This window comes from Nonomuraea sp. NPDC003201, from assembly GCF_053590415.1.
Map to the genome: position 1 here is coordinate 1 of NZ_JBSFTC010000203.1, position 21,234 is coordinate 21,234.

The window sequence follows — 21,234 nt, forward strand, 5'->3', positions numbered from 1 at the left end:
GCCCGGGCGAGCCGGCTCGACGGCGGCGAGACGCTCACCGTGAAGTGGGCCGTCACCCCGCCCGCCGGCGCGACGCCGGGGAACTACGAGCTCACCTTCACCCAGGGCGCCCAGACCGCCGTGGCCGTCGTGACGGTCGCGACGGCGCCGGGCCCGGGGCGGACCTCCCTCAGCGACGTGGCCTGGACCAGCGCCAAGAACTACTTCGGCCCGGTCGAGAAGGACACCAGCAACGGTGACAAGGCGGCCGACGACGGCAAGCCGATCACCATCGAGGGCGTCGTCTACGCCAAGGGCCTCGGCGCCCACGCGCCCGCCGAGATCGAGTACTACCTCGCCGGACGCTGCTCCACCGTCGAGTTCCAGGCCGGGATCGACGACGAGGTCGGCGCGGCGGGCTCGGCCGACTTCGAGGTCTGGGCCGACGGCGGCCGGGTCGCCCACTCGGGCGTGCTCACCGGCGCCATGCCCGCCCGCAAGGTCACCGCGTCCGTCGAGGGCGCCAGATATGTCCGGCTGGTCGCGACCAACGGAGGCGACAACGCGACCTCCGACCACGCCGACTTCGCCGACGCCGCCATCACCTGCAAGTAAGGAGTCTGCCGTTGTTGATCGTTCCCAAGCCCGTCAAGCACGAGCCCAGGCCAGGGGCGTTCGTTCTCGACCGCGAGACCTCGCTCGCCGCCGACCCGGCGCTCGGCGAGGTGGCCGCCTGGCTGCGCGGCGAGCTCGCCCCCGTCACCGGTGGCGAGCTGCTGCCGGGGGGCTCGGGAACGATCACCCTGGCGCTCGGCGACCTGCCGCCGGAGGCGTACCGGCTGACCGTCGGCGCCACGGTGGAGATCGTCGCGGGCGGTCCCGCCGGGGCCTTCTACGGGGCGCAGACGTTCAGGCAGCTGCTGCCGCCCGCCGCCTTCAGGAAGGCCGGGGGCGGCCCCTTCGAGGTGCCCGGCGCGTACGTCGAGGACGCGCCCAGGTTCGGGTGGCGCGGGGCCCTCCTCGACGTCGCCCGGCACTTCATGGTCAAGCGGGACGTGCTCCGCTTCATCGACCTGCTGGCCCTGCACAAGCTGAACGTCCTGCACCTGCACCTCACCGACGACCAGGGCTGGCGGGTTGAGATCCGCCGCTACCCGAGGCTGACCGAGGCCGGCTCCTGGCGCAAGGAGAGCCAGACCGGCTGGGACGGCCCCATGGACGGCCGCCCGCACGGCGGCCACTACACCCAGGACGACATCAGGGAGATCGTCGCCTACGCGGCGGCGCGGCACGTGACGGTGGTCCCCGAGATCGACCTGCCCGGCCACACCCAGGCCGCCATCGCCGCCTACCCGGAGCTGGGCAACCTCGACGCGCCCCTGGAGGTGCGCACGACCTGGGGCGTCGGCCACAACGTGGTCAACGTCGAGGACAGCACGATCAAGTTCTTCCAGAACGTGCTGGACGAGGTGCTCGACCTGTTCCCCAGCCCGTACATCGTGCTGGGCGGCGACGAGTGCCGCAAGGACCAGTGGCGGGCCAGCCCCGCGGCGCAGCGACGCATCGCCGAGCTGGGGCTGCGGGACGAGGAGGAGCTGCAGAGCTGGTTCATCCACCAGTTCGACGCCTACCTGACGGCGCGCGGCCGCCGGCTCGTCGGCTGGGACGAGATCCTGGAGGGCGGCCTCGCGCCCGGTGCGGTGGTCGCGTCCTGGCGCGGCGAGCTGGGCGCGGTGACCGCCGCCAGGAGGGGCCACGACGTGATCAACTGCTCGAACACGAGCCTCTACCTGGACTACCGGCAGGGGCCGGGGGAGGAGGAGCCGGTCCCGTTCGGGACGGTGCTGGCGCTGGAGGACGTCTACGCCTTCGAGCCCGTGCCCGCCGAGCTGCGCGGCGAACCGGCGGCCGACCGCGTGCTGGGCGCGCAGTGCTGCCTGTGGACGGAGCTGATCGACTCCGCCAGGCACGCGGACTACATGGCCTTTCCCCGGCTCACGGCCTTCTCCGAGACGGTGTGGAGCTCTCCCGAACGCGACCTGGCCGACTTCCGCACGCGGCTGGCGGCGCACCTGCCCCGCCTGGAGGCGATCGGCGTGGAGTACCGGCACGAGGAGGGGCCGCTGCCCTGGCAGACCCGGCCCGGCGTGCCGGGCAGGCCGGAGGACCCGGAGCGCTGGCAGGCCAAACTCGACGCCTGGACCAGCAACCTGCGCCGTTAGACCTCTGCTGTCAGACCTCTGCTGTCAGACCTCTACTGTCAGACCTCTACTGTCAGACCTCTACTGTGTCGATGTCCACGTGCCCGCCGCTGCGCCAGTAGACGTTGCCCTCCCTGGAGAGCAGTCCCTCGTCCACCAGGTAGCGGCGCAGCGCCGCGTAGTCGTCGTGGAAGGCCCGCAGCGTCACGTTGACGTCCTTCTCCGGGTAGCGCACGCCCGGCTCGAACAGCGTGGCGATGTAGCGCAGCACCACGAGCCGCTTGTCGCGGCGCATCCCCATGGTCGTCAGCCGCCCGTCCACCAGGAACGTGCGCAGCACCCGCTCATCGGCGCTCAGCGCCTGCGCCGGCTCCGCCCGCGCCCGCAGCAGCTCCCTGAACCGCTCGGGCGCGGCCCGCCACTTGCCGCTCTCGTCACACGTCGCCAGGCCGCCGCCGGCCAGCTTGCGCAGTGCCTTGGGGGACAGGCCGTCGGTCTCGCCCAGCACCAGGGAGGCGAAGGTCCGTAACGTGTCGTCCTGATAGAGCAGCCCGAGCACGCGCCTGAGTTCTTCGTCGTTCACCCCTACCATTTTGTCGCATGATCCCAGCGCTGTTAGTCGTGGTCTCGCTCGCCATCCCGAACAACTTCCTGCTGTACGAGAAGGCCGCCGCCACGAAGGACGACAACCCCGAGACGAGCTGGACGGCCAGTGGCAAGAGGTCCGCCGCCCTGGTCGTCAACCCGTGTCAGAAGGCCAGGCTCGCCCAGTCCGGCCGCGCCCAGGCCAGGACGCTCACCTACACCGCGGTGCCCGACTACTCCAAGTCCGAGCAGGTGATCCTCTACGCGACGGCCGAGGCCGCGGGCAAGGCCCTGCGCGACCTCGGCGCCGCCGTACGCGCCTGCTCCCGATCCGGCTACCGCTACTCCGCAGCCGCGATGGACCTCGGCGACGAGGGGCTGAAGGTCACCGGCCAGGCATACCAGGGCAAGAAGGCCGCCGTCGGCGGCGAGCGGGCCATCGTGACCCGCCGCGGGAACGCCCTGATCCTCTACACCGTGGCCGGCGAATGGGGCAAGCCCGCCAAGGCCGACTTCAAGCAGCAGACCAGCGACACCAGGCGCATGCTCGCCAAAGTCTGCACCATCGCCGACTGTTGATTGCGGGAAATGTCTCGATCTTGGGACACTGTCATGACACGACCCCGACGTTCCACCGAGGAGACTTGATCCGACAGGCGTGTGCCGGGGCGCCCTTGCCAGTCCGTTCCGGCACACGGCTTGTCATTTTCTGGGGCTGCATTGGGCTTCGGGGGCAGCCCCAGCGCAGCTTTCCCAGCCGGTTCAGAGCCGGGTGAGGCCGGTCACGTGCAGGACCGCGCGGCCCTCCTCGTCGGAGGCCGCCAGATCCACCTGGGCGTCGATGCCCCAGTCACCGTCGCCGGCCGGATCCTTGATCGTCTGCCGGACCTTCCAGAGCCCGCTCTCCTCCTCGATCCGCAGCAGCGCGGGCCCGCGCGCGTCGGCGTCGGTGAAGATCTCCTCATGGTCGGCGTAGTACGCGTCCAGCGCCGCGCCCCAGTCGACGTCGGGAGCCAGCTCCTCCAGCTCCTCCTCCTTCTCGATGGCGCACAGCTCGACCAGCCGGAACATCGCGTTGCGCACCAGCACGCGGAAGGCCCGCGGGTTGGCCGTGACCGGCCGCACCTTGGCCTCCAGCTGGTCCTTCTGCTCCAGCGCCTCGGCCGGGTTGGTGAGCTTCTCCCACTCGTCGATCAACGAGGAGTCGACCTGGCGGACCAGCTCGCCGAGCCACTCGATCAGATCGACCAGATCGTCGGTCTTGAGGTGCTCGGGCACCGTACGCGACAGCGTCCGGTAGGCGTCGGCCAGATAGCGCAGCACCGTGCCCTCGGACCTGGTCAGCTCGTAGAACTGGATGTAGTCGCTGAACGTCATCGCCCGCTCGAACATGTCGCGGATGACGGACTTGGGGCTGACCGTGTAGTCGCCCACCCACGGATGCCCGCGCCGGTAGGTCTCGTAGGCCCCGAGCAGCAGGTCCTCCAGCGGCATCGGGTACATGACCTCGGCCAGCTGCTCCATGCGCTCTTCGTACTCGATGCCGTCGGCCTTCATCTGCGCGACCGCCTCGCCGCGCGCCTTCTTCAGCTGCGCCGACAGGATCTGCCGCGGGTCGTCGAGGATCGACTCCACGATCGAGACGATGTCCAGCGCGTACGACGGCGACTCGCGGTCGAGCAGGTCGAACGCGGCCAGCGCGAACGTGGACAGCGCCTGGTTGAGCGCGAAGTCCTCCTGCAGGTCGATCGTCAGCCTGGCCCGCCGGCCCTGCTCGTCGGGCTCGGCGAACTGCTCGACGATGCCGCCCGCCAGCAGCGACCGGTAGATCGCGATGGCCTGGCTGATGTGCCGCCGCTGCCACTTGCGGTCCTCGTGGTTGTCGGTCAGCAGGTGCTTCATCGCCTGGAAGCAGTCGCCCGGCCGGTTGATGACCGCGAGCAGCATCGCGTTGCTGACCTTGAAGCGGGAGTTGAGCGGCTCCGGCTCGGCCTCCTGGAGCTTCTGGAACGTCTCCTCGCTCCAGCCCACGAACCCCTCCGGCGGCTTCTTGCGCGCGTATCCGCGCCGCCGCTTGGGGTCGTCGCCGATCTTGGCCAGGGCCTTGGCGTTCTCGATGTCGTGCTCGGGGGCCTGGCAGGCGACGTAGCCGATGGTGTCGAACCCGGCCCGGCCCGCCCGGCCCGCGATCTGGTGGAACTCGCGGGCGCGCAGCCGCCGCACCTTGTTGCCGTCGTACTTGGACAGCGCCGTGAACAGCACCGTCCTGATCGGCACGTTGACGCCGACGCCGAGGGTGTCGGTGCCGCAGATGACCTTCAGCAGCCCCGCCTGGGCCAGCCGCTCCACCAGGCGCCGGTACTTCGGCAGCATCCCCGCGTGGTGCACGCCGATGCCGTGGCGCACCAGCCGGGACAGCGCCCGCCCGAACCGCGTCGTGAAGCGGAAACCTCCGATCATCGTGGCGATGGCCTCCTTCTCGGCCTTCGTCGCCATGTTGATGGACATCAGGGCCTGCGCCCGCTCCATCGCCGCCGCCTGCGTGAAGTGCACGACGTAGACCGGCGCCTGCCCGGTCTTGAGCATCTCCTCCAGCGTCTCGTGCAGGGGCGTCATCCGGTAGGAGTAGATCAGCGGCACCGGGCGCTCGGCGTGCTTGACCACGGACGTCGGCCGGCCGGTGCGCCTGGTCAGGTCGCGCTCGAACATCGACACGTCACCGAGCGTGGCCGACATGAGGATGAACTGCACGTTGGGCAGCTCCAGGATCGGCACCTGCCACGCCCATCCGCGGTCGGGCTCGGCGTAGAAGTGGAACTCGTCCATGACGACCTGGCCGATGTCGGCCCCGGCGCCGTCGCGCAGGGCCACGTTCGCCAGGATCTCGGCCGTGCAGCAGATGATCGGCGCGCCCGGGTTGACGCTGGCGTCGCCGGTCATCATGCCGACGTTCTCGGTGCCGAAGATCGCGCACAGGTCGAAGAACTTCTCCGACACCAGCGCCTTGATCGGCGCGGTGTAGAAGGTGCGCTGGTCGCGCGTCAGGGCCGTGAAGTGGGCGCCCGCGGCCACCAGCGACTTGCCCGAGCCGGTCGGGGTCGCCAGGATCAGGTTGCTGCCGGAGACGACCTCGATGAGCGCCTCTTCCTGAGCGGGATAGAGAGTGAGCCCCCGCTCGGAGTTCCACTGGACGAACGCGTCGAAGATCGCGTCCGGGTCGGCGTCGATGGCTTCGGGCAGGCGGTCAACGAGTAGGCTCACGCTCTCTATCCTGCCGAAGTTTGCCGGGTGGTCGAACCGGCAGGGGCCCTTTATCGCAAGTCGAGCTGAAGCAGCACGGTGTCGATCCAGCGCCCGTGCTTGAATCCGACCGCCCGCAGCCGCCCGGCCTCCTCGAATCCGAACGCCTTGTGCAGCCGGGCCGACGCCGGGTCGCCCGAGTCCGCGATCACCGCGATCATCTGGCGGGCGGGGGTCTCGCCGGTCTTCTTGATCAGCTCGGCGAGGAGCAGCTTCCCGAGCCCCCGTCCGGTGAAGGCGGGCGCCAGGTAGATCGTGTCCTCGACCGTGTGCCGGTAGGCCGGCTTGGGCCGGTACTGGGCGACGTAGGCGTACCCGGCGACCGCGCCGTCCACCTCGGCCACCAGGAACGGCAGCCCCGCGCCCGCGATGCCGTCGGCCTTGGCCCGCCACTGGCCGATGTCGAGCGGCGTCTCGTCGAACGTGGCCACGCCGCCGGTCACGTAATGGGCATAGATGTCGGCGACGGCGGGCAGATCGGCTTCGGCAAGGGCGCGGATACTCGTCATGGCTCACATTCTGCGCAACGGCGTGTGACGGCGGTGTTTCGCGATCCTCACCCGTGCCTTCACACTGGTGCCCTCAAGAGCGTGCCCGCGGCCCGGTCAGCAGCAGCCCGCCGAGCAGGGCGAGCACTGCGAGGAACGGCCCGCCGCCGGGCGCGAACCCGCCCACCGTCAGCGTCAGCACCCCGCCGCCGATCAGCGCGACCGAGGCGAGCGTGCCGCCCCAACCGCCCTTCCCGTACGGCAGCGCGGGCGGCGTCTCGAACCTGTGGAACCCCTTCAGCAGCGGCCACATGACCAGGCACAGCAGCCCGAACCAGATCGGCCACCCGGCCAGCCAGAACGCGCTGCCGGGCCGCGGCGTGTCGATCCCCAGCAGGACCACCACCACGCCGGTCACCGCGAACAGGGCCGGCATGTGCCAGAGGTACACGGTCATGATCCTGGGGCTCGCCCAGGCCAGCAGGCGGTCGGTGCGCAGCCGGAGCAGCCACGGCCGCAGCAGGGTGACCAGGCCGATCTGGCCGATCCCGACGGCCAGCATGGCCAGGGTCGGCGGGGCCATGTTCGACACCTCGGCGCCCGGCAGGCCGATCATGCTGCCCGGGTAGGGGCCGTAGGCCACCAGCAGGGCCGCGGCCCCGTACCCGCCGATCGCCAGCACCCACGGGCGCCGCAGCCGGCCCTCGGCGTAGAAGAAGCCGAGCTGGTGCACCGCCAGCCAGACGAACACGATGTTCAGGTAGCCCAGCGCCTCGAACCCGGTCGAGAAGCGCACCACGTCCGTCAGCACCGCCCCGGCCGCCAGCGCCGCGGGGACGCGCAGGCCGTACCGCTCGTGCAGGCGCAGCGCGTACGGGGTGGCCGTGACGGCGATCAGGTAGACGGCCAGGAACCACAGGAGCTGGCCGGTCAGCCGCGCGCCCGTCTCCAGCGGCTGCGGCGGCACCCCCAGCGTGAGCAGCACGTGGGGGAGCGGGATCCACACCGCCGCCAGCGGCAGCAGCGGCCAGGCCAGCCGGCGCAGCCTCGTGGCCAGCCACCGCTGCGCGCCCTTGTCCGCCCGGGCGAAGCTGATCGCGTTCGCCGCGCCGCCCGCGAAGAACACCAGCGGCATGACCTGGCTGATCCACGTCACCACCCACACGCCGGGCGTCGAGAGCGCGTTCCCCGTGGTCAGCCGGCCGCCGTCATAGGTCAGCACCGGGATCGTCCAGTGCTGGAACACGATGAGCGCCATGCCGAACACACGCAGCAGGTCGATGAACGGGTCCCGCACCGCCGTGCGGGTGCCCGCGCGGGACGGCGCCGCGGGAGCGGCGGTGGGGCGGTCCAGCAGGACGGTCATGGGGGAGCCTCGATTCGCACGGAGCGGTGAGCCTGGGGCGGAGAGCGGTAGCTTGCGTAACCAGCGGAGCCCCGTGCGAGCGCGACCAACAGGCACGAGGAGATGAATCAAGGCTCCCGTCGGGGGCGTCCGCGCACATTGCCGCTCACCACCGTCTTGCGGTGGAGATCACGTGACCCTCCGGGGTAGGGCTGGCCCTACCCTCGGACACCCGTACACCCGCTCGTGCCGGTGACCGCCACGCCATACGGTGATTCCATGCGCTCCCGGATGAGGCGTGTCCTTCTCGACACCCGTTACACGCTCGTCGGCTTCCCCACGGCCGTCATCGGCTTCGTGATCATGCTCGCCGGCTTCGCGGCCGGCCTGGGCACGGCGATCGTGTGGCTGGGCGTGCCCCTGCTGGCCGGCACGCTGCTGGCCGCCCGGGGCTTCGCCGACGCGGAGCGCGGCTGGCTGGCCGACGTGCTGGACCGCCCGCCCGTACGGCCCCGCTACAAGCCCGCGCCGCCCGGAGCGGGCCGCTTCCGCCGGGCCGTCAACCCGCTCACCAGCGGGCAGTCCTGGCTCGACCTGCTGCACGGCATCATCAACCTGCCGTTCGCCATCCTGTCGTTCGTGCTCACCGTGGTGTTCTGGGCGCTCCCGCTGGCCGGCCTGACCTATCCGGTGTACGGCATCATCACCTCGCGCATCCCCGGCAACGTGGAGCTGCCCGAGCTGCTCGGCCTGGGCGACGGCTACGGCGTCAACTCGATCTTCTACGTCTCCCTCGGCCTGGTCTTCGCCCTGATCATGCCGTTCGCCGTGCGCGGCTCCGCGCTGCTGCGCGCCGGGCTCGGCCGGGCCCTGCTGACCGGCGTGGCCGAGCTGCAGGAGCGCATCGACGACCTGGCCCAGGGCCGCGCCGCCGCCGTCTCCGCCGAGGCCAACGCGCTGCGCAAGCTGGAGCGCGACATCCACGACGGGCCGCAGCAGCGGCTGGTCTCGCTGGCCATGGAGCTGTCCAGGGCGCAGCGGCAGATGGCCAAGGACCCCGAGGCGGCGCAGGCCACCATCAAGTCGGCCATCTCCGCCACCCGCGAGACGCTCGACGAGCTGCGCGCGCTCTCGCGCGGCATCGCGCCGCCCATCCTGTCCGACCGCGGCCTCGCGCCCGCGCTGGCGGCCCTGGCCGGGCGCTGCACGGTCCCCGTCGACCTCGACGTGCAGACCGCCGAGCGCTACCAGGCGGCGGTGGAGAACGCCCTCTACTTCGTCTGCGCCGAGACCCTCACCAACGTGGCCAAACACAGCCGCGCCACCAGCTGCGCGATCCAGCTGGTCCGCATCGGCGACATCCTCATGCTCACGATCGGGGATGATGGGGTCGGCGGCGCGCACGTCGCCAAGGGACACGGTCTCGCCGGACTGGCCGACCGGCTCCGCGCCGTCGACGGGGAGCTGAGCGTGCAGTCGCCGGACGGCGGGCCGACAGTGATCGTGGCGGAGGTGCCGTGCGGGTAGTCGTGGCCGATGACGCGGTTCTGATCAGGGAGGGCCTGGTCAGGTTGCTGGAGGAGTTCGGCTGCGAGGTGGTCGCGACCGTCGGTGACGGCGACGCCCTCGTGCTGGCGATCGCCGAGCACAGGCCGGACGTGTCGGTGGTCGACGTGCGCATGCCGCCGTCGTTCACCGACGAAGGGCTCAAGGCGGCCGTGGAGGCGCGGCGCAGGGTGCCCGGGGCGCCCGTGCTGATCCTTTCCCAGTACGTCGAGGTCTCCTACGCCGACGACCTGCTCGCCGACGCCAGAGGCGCGGTGGGTTACCTGCTGAAGGACCGGGTCGTCGACGTGGACGAGTTCCTGGAGGGCCTGCGGCGGGTGGCCGCGGGCGGGACGGTGTTCGATCCGCAGGTGGTGTCCCAGTTGATGGTGCGCAGACGTAAGGACGATCCGCTGGCGCAGCTGACGCCGCGGGAGCGCGAGGTGCTCGGGCTGATGGCCGAGGGGAAGTCCAATCCGGCCATCGGACGGCAGCTCGTGATCAGTGACGGGGCCGTGGAGAAGCACATCAGGAGCATCTTCAACAAGCTCGGCCTCTACGCGGAGGACAGCGACCAGCATCGCCGGGTGCTCGCCGTCCTGACCTACCTGCGTTCCTGATCCTCCCACCGGTCGAGGGCCGGTCCGGGGGAGGGGCGAGGGGGGTGTCGAGGGGTGGTGGCCGGTCCGCGCGGCGTCGCGCGCGGACCTGGCCGCTCGGGGGATTAGCCGAGCGCGTCGACCAGCTTCTTGCGCTGCTGGGCGCCCAGGCCGCCGAGGCGACGCTTCTCGTCGACGCCCGCCTCCTCCATCAGCGCGGTGGCCTTGGCCGGGCCGACGCCCTTGACGGCGCGCAGGGCCTGCGACACCTTGATCTTCTTCGCGATGTCGTCGTCGCGCTCGAGCAGCTGGGCGAACGTCAGCTCGCCGGCCTTGACCTTGGCCAGCAGGGCGGTGCGGGCCGCACGCGCCTCGGCGGCCTTGGCCAGAGCCGCCTGACGCTGCTCGGGGGTGAGGGTGGGAAGTGCCATCTCGATTCTCTCCTCGGGGAGTTAACGTTCGGGATTCTGTTACCCGTGGTGCAGTGGCTAATCATGGCGGATACCAGCGGTTCGTGTTGCGAAAAGCGCCGCTCAACGTGTCCGCCAAACCTCCGCGGCCGCTTCCGCGCACACCACGTCCTGCGTGATCGCGCCTCCGCTGACGCCAATGCCGCCGACCACGCGGGCTCCCCCACCGTAGTCCGCCCAGAGCGGGATGCCGCCTCCGACGCAGACGTAATCATGCCTGGGCAGGCCGTACAGGTCACCTCCCGGAGCCGTCCGCACGGCCAGCTCCGCGGTGGGTCTGCGCAGGGCCACCGAGGTGTACGCCTTGCCCTGCGCGAGACCCGGCCCCGCGATCTCCGCACCCTCCATACGCTGGAAAGACACCAGATGTCCGCCCTCGTCGACGACGGCCACGGAGATCACCGCGCCTTCGCGGATCGCCCGCCTGACGGCGGCCTCGGTCATGCGGAGCGCGAGCTCGAGATTCACGCGTGCTTCCCTCGGATCGCCGGGATCATGATGGGTCTTCCTCTCATGCGTACAACCCTTGGCCGGGCGCGGCAAGATCGCTAGCATGGCTCGGAAGGGGGGAGGGAGCCGGAGAGGCTTCACCCCATCAGCGTGGAATTCATCACATTCCGCCGCTCGGGCGTGTCGCGACCCTGGTCAGGCCGGTTTTCCCGCCACATTTCGACACACTCCGGCGTGAGGAAGGCGTCGAACACCGACTCCATCGCCCCCACCAGCGCCCCGCGCCAGCCCAGCGCCGAGCCCTCGATCCTGGGCGGGTGGTCGCGGCGGATGGCCATGAGGCGGGGCCCGCAGGCCGCGAGGAGCGCCTTCCCGGCGCGCTCGCGCAGCTCCACGCCGTGGCCCGAGAGGGTCACGACCTCGGGGTCGTGGGCGTTGACGAGTGCCGCGATGCCGCGTCCGAGCGCTCCGGCGTTGGCCGCGACCGCCTCCTCGCTGGTGGCCAGCACCCGCTCGGCCTGGGCGCGCCCCTTGCCGCCGCCGTGGGCGAGGCCGACGTGGCGGAGCAGGGCGTTCGTGCCGACGTCCATGCTCCAGCAGCCGATCGCGCCGCACGGGCAGGGGCGGTCGCCGCCGGTCAGCGGCATGTGACCGAACTCGGCCCCCGCGCCGCTCGCCCCGCCCAGCGGCCGCCCGTCCACGACGAGCACGCCGCCGAGGTCGAAGTCCACGTGCAGGTGCAGGCCCACCTGGACGCCCCGCAGCCGCCCCCTGCGCGCCTCGGCCAGCGCCGCGAACGCGGTGTCGTTGCCCACGACGGGCGCCGGGACGTCCGGGCCGAGCAGGCGCGGGACGTCGACCGAGCGCCAGCCCAGGTGGGCGATGTCCACCAGGCCGCCGTGCCGGACCGGACCCGCGAAGGCCACCCCGAGGCCCACCACCCGGTGCCCGAGGCGGCGGCGGTGGGCGGCGACGGCCTCGCCCAGGGGTCTCAGGACGCCTTCTGGGGTGCCGTCGTGCGGGCGCAGGTCAAGCGTCTCGGTCCGGCCGCCGAACTCGCAGGCCGCCAGCTCCCAGGCGTCCTCCCGTACGTCCACCGCCAGGGCGAGCGGGCCGCGCGGATGCGGGCCCGGCACCTGCGTCGGGCGTCCCCGGGCGTGCTCCCTGGCGGGTTCCTCGTGCAGCAGTTCGTCCTCGGCGAGCCCGGCCACCAGCACCGACGCCGTCCCCCGCGCCAGGCGCAGGTCGCGGGTCAGCTGCGACCTCGTGCGGGTGGCCCCGCAGTCGTGTACGGCGCGCAGCAGCCGGATCCGGTTGTGCGCGCGAAGCTCGCCACTCGTCGTAGCACCGATCACGGACCACAGTTTATGCTCTAGCCGTGAACAAAAGCCTCATTGACGCCAGACGTGCTCGTGCCGGAGTGTTCGGATTCTTCTTCCTCGCCGGGTTCGTGATGGGTTTGTGGGCCGCCGGGCTCCCGTCCCTGAACGACCGGCTCGGCCTCGGCCCCGCCAGGCTGGGCAGCGTCCTGCTGCTGATCTCGGGTGGCGCCCTGGTGTCGATGCTGGTGGCAGGGCCGCTGGTGGACAGGTGGTCCAGCCGCCGGGTGTGCTGGTTCGCCGGTCCCTTCTCGGGGCTGGTGCTGCTCGGCCCCGCCCTCGCGTCCTCGTACTGGGCTCTGGCGGTGCTCGCGGTGCTGTTCGGGATCGGGCTCGGGGTGACCGAGGTCGCCATGAACGCCCACTCCGTCGAGGTCGAACGCCGCTACGGCCGCCCGATCATCTCCGCCTTCCACGGCACGTGGAGCCTGGGCGGGGCGGCCGGCGGCGGGCTCACCTCGCTCGCGCTGCAGACCGGCGTGGACGCGCAGTGGCTGCTCATCGTGGCGGCGCTGGTCGTGCCCCTCCTCTACGTGCCGGCGGCCCGCCTCCTGCTCCCCGACCCGCCCTCCCACGCCACCGCGTCGGAGACCGGCGCCTCCTCCGGCTCGTCGCTGGGCTGGGGCCTGATCGCCCTGCTCGGCCTGGCCGCCTTCGCGGCGCACCTGAGCGAGGGCGCCGCCATCGACTGGGCCGCCCTGCACGCCCGGTGGGTGCTGGACACGGATCCGGCCATGGCGCCGCTCGCGTACACGATCTTCTCAGTGGCCATGACCACCATCCGCCTGCTCGGCGACCCCATCCGCGCCCGGCTCGGCTCGGTGCGCACCATCCAGCTCGCGGGCGTGTTCGCCACGGCCGGCTACATCCTGGTCCTGGTGTCGCCGGTGGCGGGAGGCGCCCTCCAGATCGTCTTCGCCTGGACCGGCTGGGCGCTGGCGGGCGTCGGGCTGGCCACGGTGATCCCGGTCCTCTTCAGCGCGGTCGGGGCCGCCGGGGGCCGCGTCGGCCGCGCCCTCGCCATGGTGACCGCCTTCGGCTACAGCGGCCTCCTCCTGGGGCCCGCCGTCCTGGGCTACGTGGCCGAGGCCTCGTCCCTGCCGGTCGCCTTGATCATCCCGGCGGTCCTCGCCGCCGTCGTCGCCCTCAGCGGCGCCCCCGCCATCCGCACCCTGACCCACCTCCCCACCGCAACCCCCAACCCTGACCCCACCCCGGCCCCGGCCCACGACTGACCCCCCGCACGGCGGGGCGCCTCACGGCGGCTCCCGGTCCCCGCCGTCACCGCCACCCACCGGACGCCGGGTCGGCGGGGTGCGGGGCGGTGGGGTTCGGCGTGACTTGCGCGGTGGCCGGTTGCCATGCGGGTGGTGGCGGGTTGCCGTGGGAGCGTGGGAGACTGCGGAATGTGGGTTTGACCTGGTGTTATGCGATCGTGACTTGACCTGCAAGTTACGCGCATATTTCATGTCCCAAACACCGTAAACGTTTACAGCACCTAGATCGTAAACGTTTACAGGACATGGAAGGACAGCCTTGGCCGACGGACCCACGATCAACACGATCGCCGAGCGCGCCGGTGTCTCGATCGCCTCCGTCTCGCGGGTGCTGAACGGCCTGCCGACCAGGCAAGAGACCGTGCGCAAGGTGATGGCCGCCGCCGACGAGCTCGGCTACGTGCGCAACGCCGTGGCCAGATCGCTCAAGTCGCGCCGCACCCACCAGGTCGCCTTCGCCATGGCCGACGTCGGCAACCCCGCCTACCTGGCCATGCTCCGCCAGATCCAGCCCGTGCTGAAGGCCGCCGGGTACCGGCTCGTGCTGCACTCCACCGACGCCGTCGTGGCCGACGAGATCGACGTGCTGCACAGCCTGGGCGAGCGGTACGTGGACGGGCTGATCATGAGCCCGCTGCGGGTCACCGAGGCGCACCTGCAGATGCTGGCCGCCGCCCGCACCCCTGTCGTGATCATCGGCTCGGTGCCCGAGGGCACCCGCGTGGACAACGTACGGGCCGACTCGCGGACCGGTGTCAGGCTGGCGATCGATCACCTGTACGCGCTCGGCCGCCGCCGGATCGCCATGGTCAACGGCCCGCTGGACACCGTCCCCGGCGCCGCCCGCGGGGCCGCGTACCGGGAGGCGCTCCAGGACCTCGGCCTGCCCTACGACGAGAACCTCGTGCAGATCGGCGACTTCTACCGCGCGGAAGGGGGCCGGGCGGTGGCGGAGCTGCTCGCCAGGGTTCCCGACGTGGACGCGCTGATGTGCGCCAACGACCTGATCGCGCTCGGCGCGCTCGACGTGCTGCGCGCGGCGGGCCGGCGGGTGCCGGAGGACGTGGCGGTGGTCGGCATGGACGACACCGACCTGGCCGCCGCCTCCTGGCCGTCGCTGACCAGCGTCTCGCTGGGGTCCGCCGAGCGTGGCAAGGCCGCCGCCGAGCTGCTGCTCGAACGGCTGCAGGGAGGCGATCGCGAGCCGAGGCTGGTCACCGTGCCGCCCGAGCTCGTGGTCCGCGCCTCCACCGCCGGATACGAGCCCGGATACGAGCCCGGATACGAGCCCGGACACGAGCACCGTACGGACGAAAGGGAAGAGGCGTGACGGCGACCGTGACGAGACCGGCGCCGCCGCGCGGGACGCGGCGCGCCAAGCGCCGCCGGATCTCGCGCCAGACGCGCGAGATGTGGCTGCTCATGCTGCCCGCCCTGGTGCCGGTGGCGCTGTTCAGCGTGGGCCCGCTGCTGTACGGCATCGGCCTGGCGTTCACCGACGCCCGCAACACCCGCAACCACGAGACGAGCTTCGTCGGCCTGGAGAACTTCGGCCGGCTGCTGACCGACGACGAGTTCTGGTCCTCCTTCAAGATCGGTGCGATCTGGGGCGTCTCGGTCACGGTGCTGCAGTTCCTGGCCGCGCTCGGCCTGGCGCTGCTGCTCAACGAGAACCTGCGGTTCCGGGGCGTGGCCCGGGTGCTGGCGGTGGTGCCGTGGGCGATGCCGCCGGTGGTCATTGGCCTGATGTGGAAGCTCGTCTACCACCCCGACGCGGGCATCCTGAACGACCTGCTGGGCACGGACGTCAACTGGCTGGCCGACTTCTCGCTCGCGCTGCCGGCGATCATCGTGGTCGGCATCTGGACCGGCATGCCGCAGACCACGGTGGTCCTGCTGGCGGGCCTGCAGGGCATCCCGAAGGAGCTCTACGAGGCGGGCGAGGTGGACGGCGCGACCCGCTGGCGGCGGTTCTGGAACATCACGCTGCCGCAGCTCAGGCCGGTGATCGTGGCGATCACCTCGCTCGACTTCGTGTGGAACATCAACCAGTTCGGCCTGGTCTACGTGCTCACGCAGGGCGGGCCGGGCGGGCAGACGCGGCTGCCGATGCTGTTCGCGTACGAGGAGGCGTTCCGGTACCGGATGGCCGGTTACGCCTCGATGCTCGGCCTCGCGATGGCGATCGTCGTGCTGGCCGTGCTCGCGCTCTACCTGGGACGCCAGATGAAGGAGGCCAAGTGATGAGGCGCTTCTCGCAGTACGCGGCGCTGGTCGCGTACATCGTCTTCCTGGCGTTCCCGCTGGTCTGGCTGCTGTCGACGGCGCTGAAGACGCCGCGGGAGATGGCCCTGGCCGACCCCACGTGGATCCCGCGCGAACCGACGCTGGCCAACTTCGCCGACGCGTTCGGCGAGCAGGACCTGGTGGGCGCGGGGCTGCGCAGCCTGGTCGTGGCGCTGTTCAGTAGCGTGATCACGGTGCTGATCTCGCTGCCGGCCTCCTACGCGATGGCCCGCTACCGCAGCCTGCTCAACCGGATCGCCATCGGGTGGGTGCTGGTCAGCCAGGTGTTCCCGTTCATCCTGATCATCATTCCGCTCTTCATGATCCTGCGCGATCTGGACCTGGTGAACACGCTGCCCGGCCTGGTGGTCGTGCACGTGACGTTCACGCTGCCGTTCGCGCTGTGGATGCTGCAGGGGTACGTGCGCTCGGTGCCGCGTGAGCTGGAGGAGGCCGCGGCCGTGGACGGCGCGACCCGGCTGCGCTCGATCGCGAGCGTGGTCGCGCCGCTGCTGGCCCCGGGCGTGGTGGCCACGCTGCTGTTCTCGTTCATCTCGTCGTGGAACGAGTTCATGTTCGCGCTCGTGGTCCTGCAGAACCCCGATGTCATGACGCTCCCGCTCACTCTGGTGCGGTTCACCGGTCCTGAGGGGGTGGCCAGGCTCGGCCCGCTGGCCGCGGCGTCGCTCATGGCGACGATCCCGAGCCTGATCTTCTTCGCAATCATTCAGCGGCGACTGAAGTCCGGCCTGATGGCCGGCGCCGTGAAGGGCTAGGAGGCTCACATGCGAATCACGTCCGCTCTGGCGGCTGCGGCGATCCTCACGCTTGCCGCCGCGTGCGGCGGGGGAGGCGGCGGCACGCAGCCGTCGTCCGCCCCCAACGAGCCAGTAAAGATCAATTTCCTCAGCCTGGCGTGGCAGAAGGAATCCGTCGCCGCGAACAAGCAGCTCGTGGACGAGTGGAACAAGGCCAACCCCAACATCCAGGTCACCTACGTCCAGGGCAGCTGGGACAACGTCAACGACCAGCTCGTCACCCAGTTCGCCGGCGGCACGGCGCCGGACGTCATCCACAACGACTCGCCCGCGCTGTCCGGCTTCGCCTCCGACGGCTACCTGCTCGACCTGAAGGACAAGCTGCCCGCCGAGCTCAAGAGCGACATCCCGCAGCCCGCCTGGGACACCGTCACCTTCGACGACGGCAAGGGCCAGCAGGGCGTGTACGGCGTGCCGTTCCTGCAGGAGTCGCAGGTCATCATCGCCAACAAGAAGCTGCTCGACGCCTCCGGCGCGCGCGTCCCGACGGCCGACAACCCCTGGACGTGGGACGAGTTCTCGGCCGCGGCCAAGAAGATGACCAAGGGCGGCAACTTCGGCGTGGCCTGGCCGATGAAGTCGCCGGTCAACAAGACGCTCAACCTGGCGCTCAACTTCGGCGGCACGTTCTTCCAGACGGCCGACGGCAAGACCACGGTCAAGGTCGGCCCCGAGGAGCGCGAGGTGCTCCAGCGCATCCACGACCAGCTCTACAAGGACAAGTCCGCCGACCCGGCCGCGCTCGGCCAGGGCACCGCGGATCCGCTGCCGGCCTTCTACAAGGGCAAGTTCGCGCTGCTGCCCGCCGGCGTCTACCTGCGCCAGCAGGTCGCCGAGCAGGCTCCGCCGGGCTTCGAGTGGGTCACGCTCCCCGCGCCGAAGGGCACGAGCGCCCAGCAGGGCGCGGTCTCGCAGACGCTGTCGATCGCGCAGGACAGCAAGCACGCGGACGAGGCCATGAAGTTCATCGCCTTCTTCCTGAACGGCGCGAACCAGGCCAAGCTCGCCAAGGGTGACTGGCTCCTGCCGACCTCCCAGGCCGCCGCCGCCGACCCGGCGATGACCACCAAGGAGAACGGCTGGGACGTGGCCACCGCCTCCGCCAAGAACCTCGTCGTGGCGCCGTTCCTCAAGGTGAACGGGTTCGACGAGTGGAAGACCAAGGTGGCCACGCCGACGCTGCAGGAGTACTTCGCCAATAAGATCACCATTGACCAGGCGGCCTCGAAGCTGGTCGAGGACGGCAACAAGGTGTTGGAGCGGTACCAGCGGTGATTTATCGGGATAAAGCCCGTGGGTGTCTCCTCGGCCTCGCGGCCGGGGACGCCCTCGGGGCCCCGGCCGAGAACCTGTCGCCGTCGGAGATCCGGCGGCGGTGGGGCCGGCTCACGGAGATCGAGGGCGGCGGGACCGACGACACGGAGTACGCCATCTTCGCCGCCTCGCTCCTGGTGCGGCACGGGCACGCGCTGAGCTCCGCCGACGTGGCGCAGGCGTACCGGCGGGAGATCATCCCGCGGATCGCCGGGCCCATGCGCGGAGCCGGGTTCTCCGAGCTGGGCACTGTCGAAGCGCTTCGCCGCGGGCTGGAGCCGCCGCTGACGGGGCTGGTGCACTCGCACGGCTGGTCGGACGGGCTCGCGATGCGGGCGGCGCCGTACGGGGTGTTCTGCCCGGGCGATCCGGCGGAGGCGGCCCGGCTGGTGGAGCAGGACGGGCTGGTCAGCGGGTCCGGCGAGGGCATCCTGGGTGGCCGCGCGGTCGCCGGGGCCGTGGCCGCCGCGATGGGCGGGGCCTCGGTCCAGGACGTCGTACGGGCGGCGCTGTCGGTGATCCCCGCCGACTCGTGGACGGCCCGCAACGTCGTACGGGCCTGCGGGACCCTGCCCACCACGCACGAGGGCGCGCTCGTCGAGGCGCTGCACGAGGCCGTGGTCGTCAGGCACTACCCCTGGACCGACGTCGCCCCCGAGGCCGTGGCGCTGGCGCTGGCCGCCGTGCTGGCCGGGGACGGCGACGTCGAGGCGTCCGTGACGTTCGGGGTGAGCCTGGGCAGGGACGCCGACACGATCGGCGCCATCGCCGGGGCGATCGCCGGAGCCATGCGCGGCGAGGGCGGCGTGCCCGAGCGGTGGGCGGCCAGGATCGGACCCGTGACAGGCAAATGCCTGCCCGTCGTGGCCGGAAGACACGTACTGGACGTCGCCGACGAACTGGCGGGAGGACTGTAGATCACGATGTCGGGGGACAGAATCAGAGGGGCCTTCGCCGGGCTCGCCGTCGGTGACGCCGCCGGATGGCCGGCGGCCAGGCACCGGGCGGCCCTGCACGCCCCCTGGAGCAGACGCCTGCACAGAGAGCTGGACGCCTTCGCGGAGGAGCACGAGGTCACCACGCTGCCGGTCCCGTTCGCGCTCAACCAGCCCACGGCCCCGCTGGCCGTAGGCCCGTCCGACGACGCCGAATGGCTCGCCTGGACGGCGCTCACGATCGACCGCCCGAGGGCCGAGGCGTTCAGGGAGCTGCCCCGGGACGGCGTCAGAGGGCGGATCTCGGTGGCCACCGCGCTCGACAACCTCGCCAAGGGCCTCGAGCCGCCCGCGTCCGGGCACGACAACCCGCACCATTTCGACGACGCCGCCGCCGTCAGGGCCGTGGCGTTCGGGGTCCTGGGACGGGACCCCACGCAGGACGCCCAGGTGACGAACGCCTACGACGGCGTCCTGGGCGCCCTGGCCATGGCCGCCGCCGTGGCCGAGGCCGTGCGGTCGGGATCGGTGGCCGGGGCGGTGGAGGCGGCGCTGGCCGTACTGCCCGAGGACACCGCCATCGGCCACAACGCCCGCGCGGCGCTGGCCGTCACGCGCAAGGCGGGCGACCCGTTCGCGGCCGTGCCCGCGCTGGACGCCGCGCTGCTCGACCACGTCTACAGCTACGGCGTCGGCGCCGCGCAGACCGTGCCGGTGGCGCTGGCGCTGGCCGAGGCGGCGGGCGGCGACCTTTCACGGGCCGTGCCCGCGGCCGCCTGCCTGGCCGCGCTGGCCGACTCGGCGCCCGCGCTGACCGGCGCGCTCGCGGGCGCGTGCCGTGGGTTGGAGGCGATCCCGGAGGGGTGGATCGCGTCGGCCCGCACGCTGGCCGGTTGTTGCCTGCCTGAGCTGGCGGGCCGGGATCTGATCCAGCTATCGACAGGACTATCGGAGGGAATCGCATGACGCCGCTTGAAGACAGGGCCACTGGCTGCGTGGCGGGGGCGGCGGTCGGTGACGCGCTGGGCGGCGCCACCGAGGGCTGGACCCCCGAGCAGATCGTCGAGAGGTACGGGGGCCGCGTCGAGGGCATCGTGCCGCCGTTCAACGAGGACTGGCGCAACGCCCGCCCCATCGCCCCGTACCACAAGGGCGACGGCCACATCACGGACGACACGTTGATGACGCACGCCCTGATCCGCGTCTACGAGAAGGCCGGCGGGCACCTGACCGCGTACTCGATGGCCGAGCACCTGGTGCCCGAGCTGATGGGCGAACGGCGCTGGATCCCCGAGCTGGAGGCCGAGGCGCTGCCGCTGCAGCGGATCTTCCTGGCCGAGAAGTGGATCGTGGCCAGGCTCCACTACGGGCACGTGGACCCGCGCGAGGCCGGCGTCGGCAACATCGTCAACTGCGGCGCCGCCATGTACGTCGCCCCCGTCGGCATCGTGAACGCCGCCGACCCCGACGCCGCCTACGCCGAGGCCGTCGACCTGGCCGGGGCGCACCAGTCCAGCTACGGCCGGGAGGCCGCCGGGGTGATGGCCGCCGCCGTGGCCGAGGCCATGCGACCGGGCGCCACCACGGACTCCGTGATCGCGGCCTGCCTGCGCCTGGCCAAGGACGGCACGAGGGCCGCCATCGAGTCCGTCTGCGAGGCCGCCGCCGGGCTGGGGCACTGGGACGGGTCGTTCGAGACGCTGCGCGCCGCCATGCGGCCCTACGACACGGTCGCCGACACCTACCGCGACCAGGGGCTGGGGGCGCGGCGGCCGAGCCGGGTGCACAGCATCGAGGAGCTGCCGCTGGCGCTCGGGTTCCTGGTGATCGCCAAGGGCGACTACCGCGAGACCGTGCTGGGCGGCGTCAACTACGGGCGCGACGCCGACTCGATCGCGTCCATGGGCGGGGCCATCGCGGGCGCTCTCGGGGGGCTGTCCGCGGTGCCGTCGCCGTGGGTCTCGCAGGTGGGGGCGGCCAGCCGTACGGACCTGGTGGCTCCCGGGCTCGCGATCGCGGAGGTGGCGCGCCGGGTGCACGCCGACGACCTGGTACGGCGCCGCGGCCACGAGGCCGCCTTCGCCGACCTCGACCGCCGGTGATCCGGCTCACCTGGGTCCAGCCGGAGGACCTGATCGGGCACGAACTCCGCCAGGCCGCCGAGGACGGCCGGGCTTCCGGCCCCGACGCGGAGCGCGTGCGGGAGATCGCGGCCCGCTGGCACGCGGCCGGCGGCCACGACGCGCCCCCGCGCGCCGGGGCC

At 71.6% G+C, this 21,234-nt stretch carries 20 protein-coding genes; 13 read left to right on the top strand and 7 right to left on the bottom strand.

Annotation, left to right across the window (positions count from 1 at the left end; all coding sequences use genetic code 11):
* Both ACWDX9_RS42875 and ACWDX9_RS42880 read left to right on the top strand, forming a co-directional pair.
* On the top strand, positions 1–594 hold a 594-nt coding region (locus ACWDX9_RS42875; protein ID WP_449965187.1), incomplete at its 5' end, for an NPCBM/NEW2 domain-containing protein.
* A gap of 5 nt (positions 595–599) precedes the next feature.
* On the top strand, positions 600–2,201 hold the full coding sequence (locus tag ACWDX9_RS42880; RefSeq protein ID WP_449965226.1) for a beta-N-acetylhexosaminidase: 1,602 nt from the start codon (positions 600–602) through the stop codon (positions 2,199–2,201).
* A 52-nt stretch (positions 2,202–2,253) separates the two neighbouring features.
* Here the strand turns inward: ACWDX9_RS42880 and ACWDX9_RS42885 are convergent, their stop codons facing one another.
* Positions 2,254–2,763 carry a DUF2087 domain-containing protein gene (locus ACWDX9_RS42885; RefSeq protein ID WP_449965190.1) on the bottom strand — a complete coding sequence of 170 codons (510 nt, stop codon included), beginning with the start codon at positions 2,761–2,763 and terminating at the stop codon, positions 2,254–2,256.
* Between the two features lie 17 nt (positions 2,764–2,780).
* Between ACWDX9_RS42885 and ACWDX9_RS42890 the strand changes: the two genes are divergently transcribed.
* Entirely contained in the window at positions 2,781–3,344 is a 564-nt protein-coding gene (locus tag ACWDX9_RS42890; protein ID WP_449965193.1) for a hypothetical protein, read from the top strand.
* Positions 3,345–3,527: 183 nt separating this feature from the next.
* Here the strand turns inward: ACWDX9_RS42890 and ACWDX9_RS42895 are convergent, their stop codons facing one another.
* The 3 genes from ACWDX9_RS42895 to ACWDX9_RS42905 form a co-directional block, all read right to left on the bottom strand.
* A complete protein-coding gene (locus ACWDX9_RS42895) occupies positions 3,528–6,035 on the bottom strand; it encodes a DEAD/DEAH box helicase (protein WP_449965228.1) in 2,508 nt (835 codons plus the stop codon).
* 41 nt (positions 6,036–6,076) lie between these two features.
* Positions 6,077–6,574 (bottom strand): GNAT family N-acetyltransferase, encoded by a 498-nt coding sequence (locus ACWDX9_RS42900; RefSeq protein ID WP_363972322.1) that lies wholly within the window; start codon positions 6,572–6,574, stop codon positions 6,077–6,079.
* Positions 6,575–6,647: 73 nt separating this feature from the next.
* Positions 6,648–7,919: an acyltransferase family protein gene (locus ACWDX9_RS42905; protein ID WP_449965196.1), complete on the bottom strand. Its 1,272-nt coding sequence runs from the start codon at positions 7,917–7,919 to the stop codon at positions 6,648–6,650.
* A gap of 270 nt (positions 7,920–8,189) precedes the next feature.
* On the opposite strand from ACWDX9_RS42905, the gene ACWDX9_RS42910 reads away from it, so the two are divergent.
* Together ACWDX9_RS42910 and ACWDX9_RS42915 are read left to right on the top strand one after the other, a co-directional pair.
* Complete coding sequence (locus tag ACWDX9_RS42910; RefSeq protein WP_350727057.1) at positions 8,190–9,425, top strand: sensor histidine kinase; 1,236 nt, start codon at positions 8,190–8,192, stop codon at positions 9,423–9,425.
* Positions 9,416–10,063 (top strand): response regulator transcription factor, encoded by a 648-nt coding sequence (locus ACWDX9_RS42915; RefSeq protein WP_350727058.1) that lies wholly within the window; start codon positions 9,416–9,418, stop codon positions 10,061–10,063. Before ACWDX9_RS42910 ends, ACWDX9_RS42915 begins: the two co-directional genes overlap by 10 nt.
* A 104-nt stretch (positions 10,064–10,167) precedes the next feature.
* Here ACWDX9_RS42915 and mihF read toward each other — a convergent pair whose 3' ends face one another.
* From mihF to ACWDX9_RS42930, 3 genes are all read right to left on the bottom strand, one after another.
* Positions 10,168–10,473: an integration host factor, actinobacterial type gene (gene mihF, locus ACWDX9_RS42920; protein ID WP_043641121.1), complete on the bottom strand. Its 306-nt coding sequence runs from the start codon at positions 10,471–10,473 to the stop codon at positions 10,168–10,170.
* Between the two features lie 102 nt (positions 10,474–10,575).
* Positions 10,576–10,980: a GlcG/HbpS family heme-binding protein gene (locus ACWDX9_RS42925; RefSeq protein WP_449965200.1), complete on the bottom strand. Its 405-nt coding sequence runs from the start codon at positions 10,978–10,980 to the stop codon at positions 10,576–10,578.
* A gap of 119 nt (positions 10,981–11,099) precedes the next feature.
* Positions 11,100–12,317, bottom strand: coding sequence for an ROK family protein (locus ACWDX9_RS42930; protein WP_449965203.1), 1,218 nt, complete (start codon positions 12,315–12,317; stop codon positions 11,100–11,102).
* A 23-nt stretch (positions 12,318–12,340) separates the two neighbouring features.
* Here ACWDX9_RS42930 and ACWDX9_RS42935 point away from each other — a divergent pair, with 23 nt between their 5' ends.
* The 8 genes from ACWDX9_RS42935 to ACWDX9_RS42970 all read left to right on the top strand — a co-directional run bounded on the left by ACWDX9_RS42935 (position 12,341) and on the right by ACWDX9_RS42970 (position 21,073).
* Positions 12,341–13,576, top strand: coding sequence for an MFS transporter (locus tag ACWDX9_RS42935; protein WP_449965206.1), 1,236 nt, complete (start codon positions 12,341–12,343; stop codon positions 13,574–13,576).
* 301 nt (positions 13,577–13,877) lie between these two features.
* Entirely contained in the window at positions 13,878–14,948 is a 1,071-nt protein-coding gene (locus tag ACWDX9_RS42940) for a LacI family DNA-binding transcriptional regulator (protein ID WP_449965209.1), read from the top strand.
* Positions 14,945–15,862: a carbohydrate ABC transporter permease gene (locus ACWDX9_RS42945; RefSeq protein WP_449965211.1), complete on the top strand. Its 918-nt coding sequence runs from the start codon at positions 14,945–14,947 to the stop codon at positions 15,860–15,862. Before ACWDX9_RS42940 ends, ACWDX9_RS42945 begins: the two co-directional genes overlap by 4 nt.
* Positions 15,862–16,680 (top strand): carbohydrate ABC transporter permease, encoded by an 819-nt coding sequence (locus ACWDX9_RS42950; RefSeq protein ID WP_449965213.1) that lies wholly within the window; start codon positions 15,862–15,864, stop codon positions 16,678–16,680. Before ACWDX9_RS42945 ends, ACWDX9_RS42950 begins: the two co-directional genes overlap by 1 nt.
* A gap of 9 nt (positions 16,681–16,689) precedes the next feature.
* A complete protein-coding gene (locus ACWDX9_RS42955; RefSeq protein WP_449965216.1) occupies positions 16,690–17,997 on the top strand; it encodes an ABC transporter substrate-binding protein in 1,308 nt (435 codons plus the stop codon).
* Positions 17,994–18,953 (top strand): ADP-ribosylglycohydrolase family protein, encoded by a 960-nt coding sequence (locus tag ACWDX9_RS42960; protein ID WP_449965219.1) that lies wholly within the window; start codon positions 17,994–17,996, stop codon positions 18,951–18,953. Before ACWDX9_RS42955 ends, ACWDX9_RS42960 begins: the two co-directional genes overlap by 4 nt.
* A 6-nt stretch (positions 18,954–18,959) precedes the next feature.
* Entirely contained in the window at positions 18,960–19,937 is a 978-nt protein-coding gene (locus ACWDX9_RS42965) for an ADP-ribosylglycohydrolase family protein (RefSeq protein WP_449965222.1), read from the top strand.
* Complete coding sequence (locus ACWDX9_RS42970) at positions 19,934–21,073, top strand: ADP-ribosylglycohydrolase family protein (protein WP_449965224.1); 1,140 nt, start codon at positions 19,934–19,936, stop codon at positions 21,071–21,073. The genes ACWDX9_RS42965 and ACWDX9_RS42970 overlap by 4 nt, the downstream gene beginning before the upstream one ends.
* The last annotated feature ends 161 nt before the right edge of the window (positions 21,074–21,234 follow it).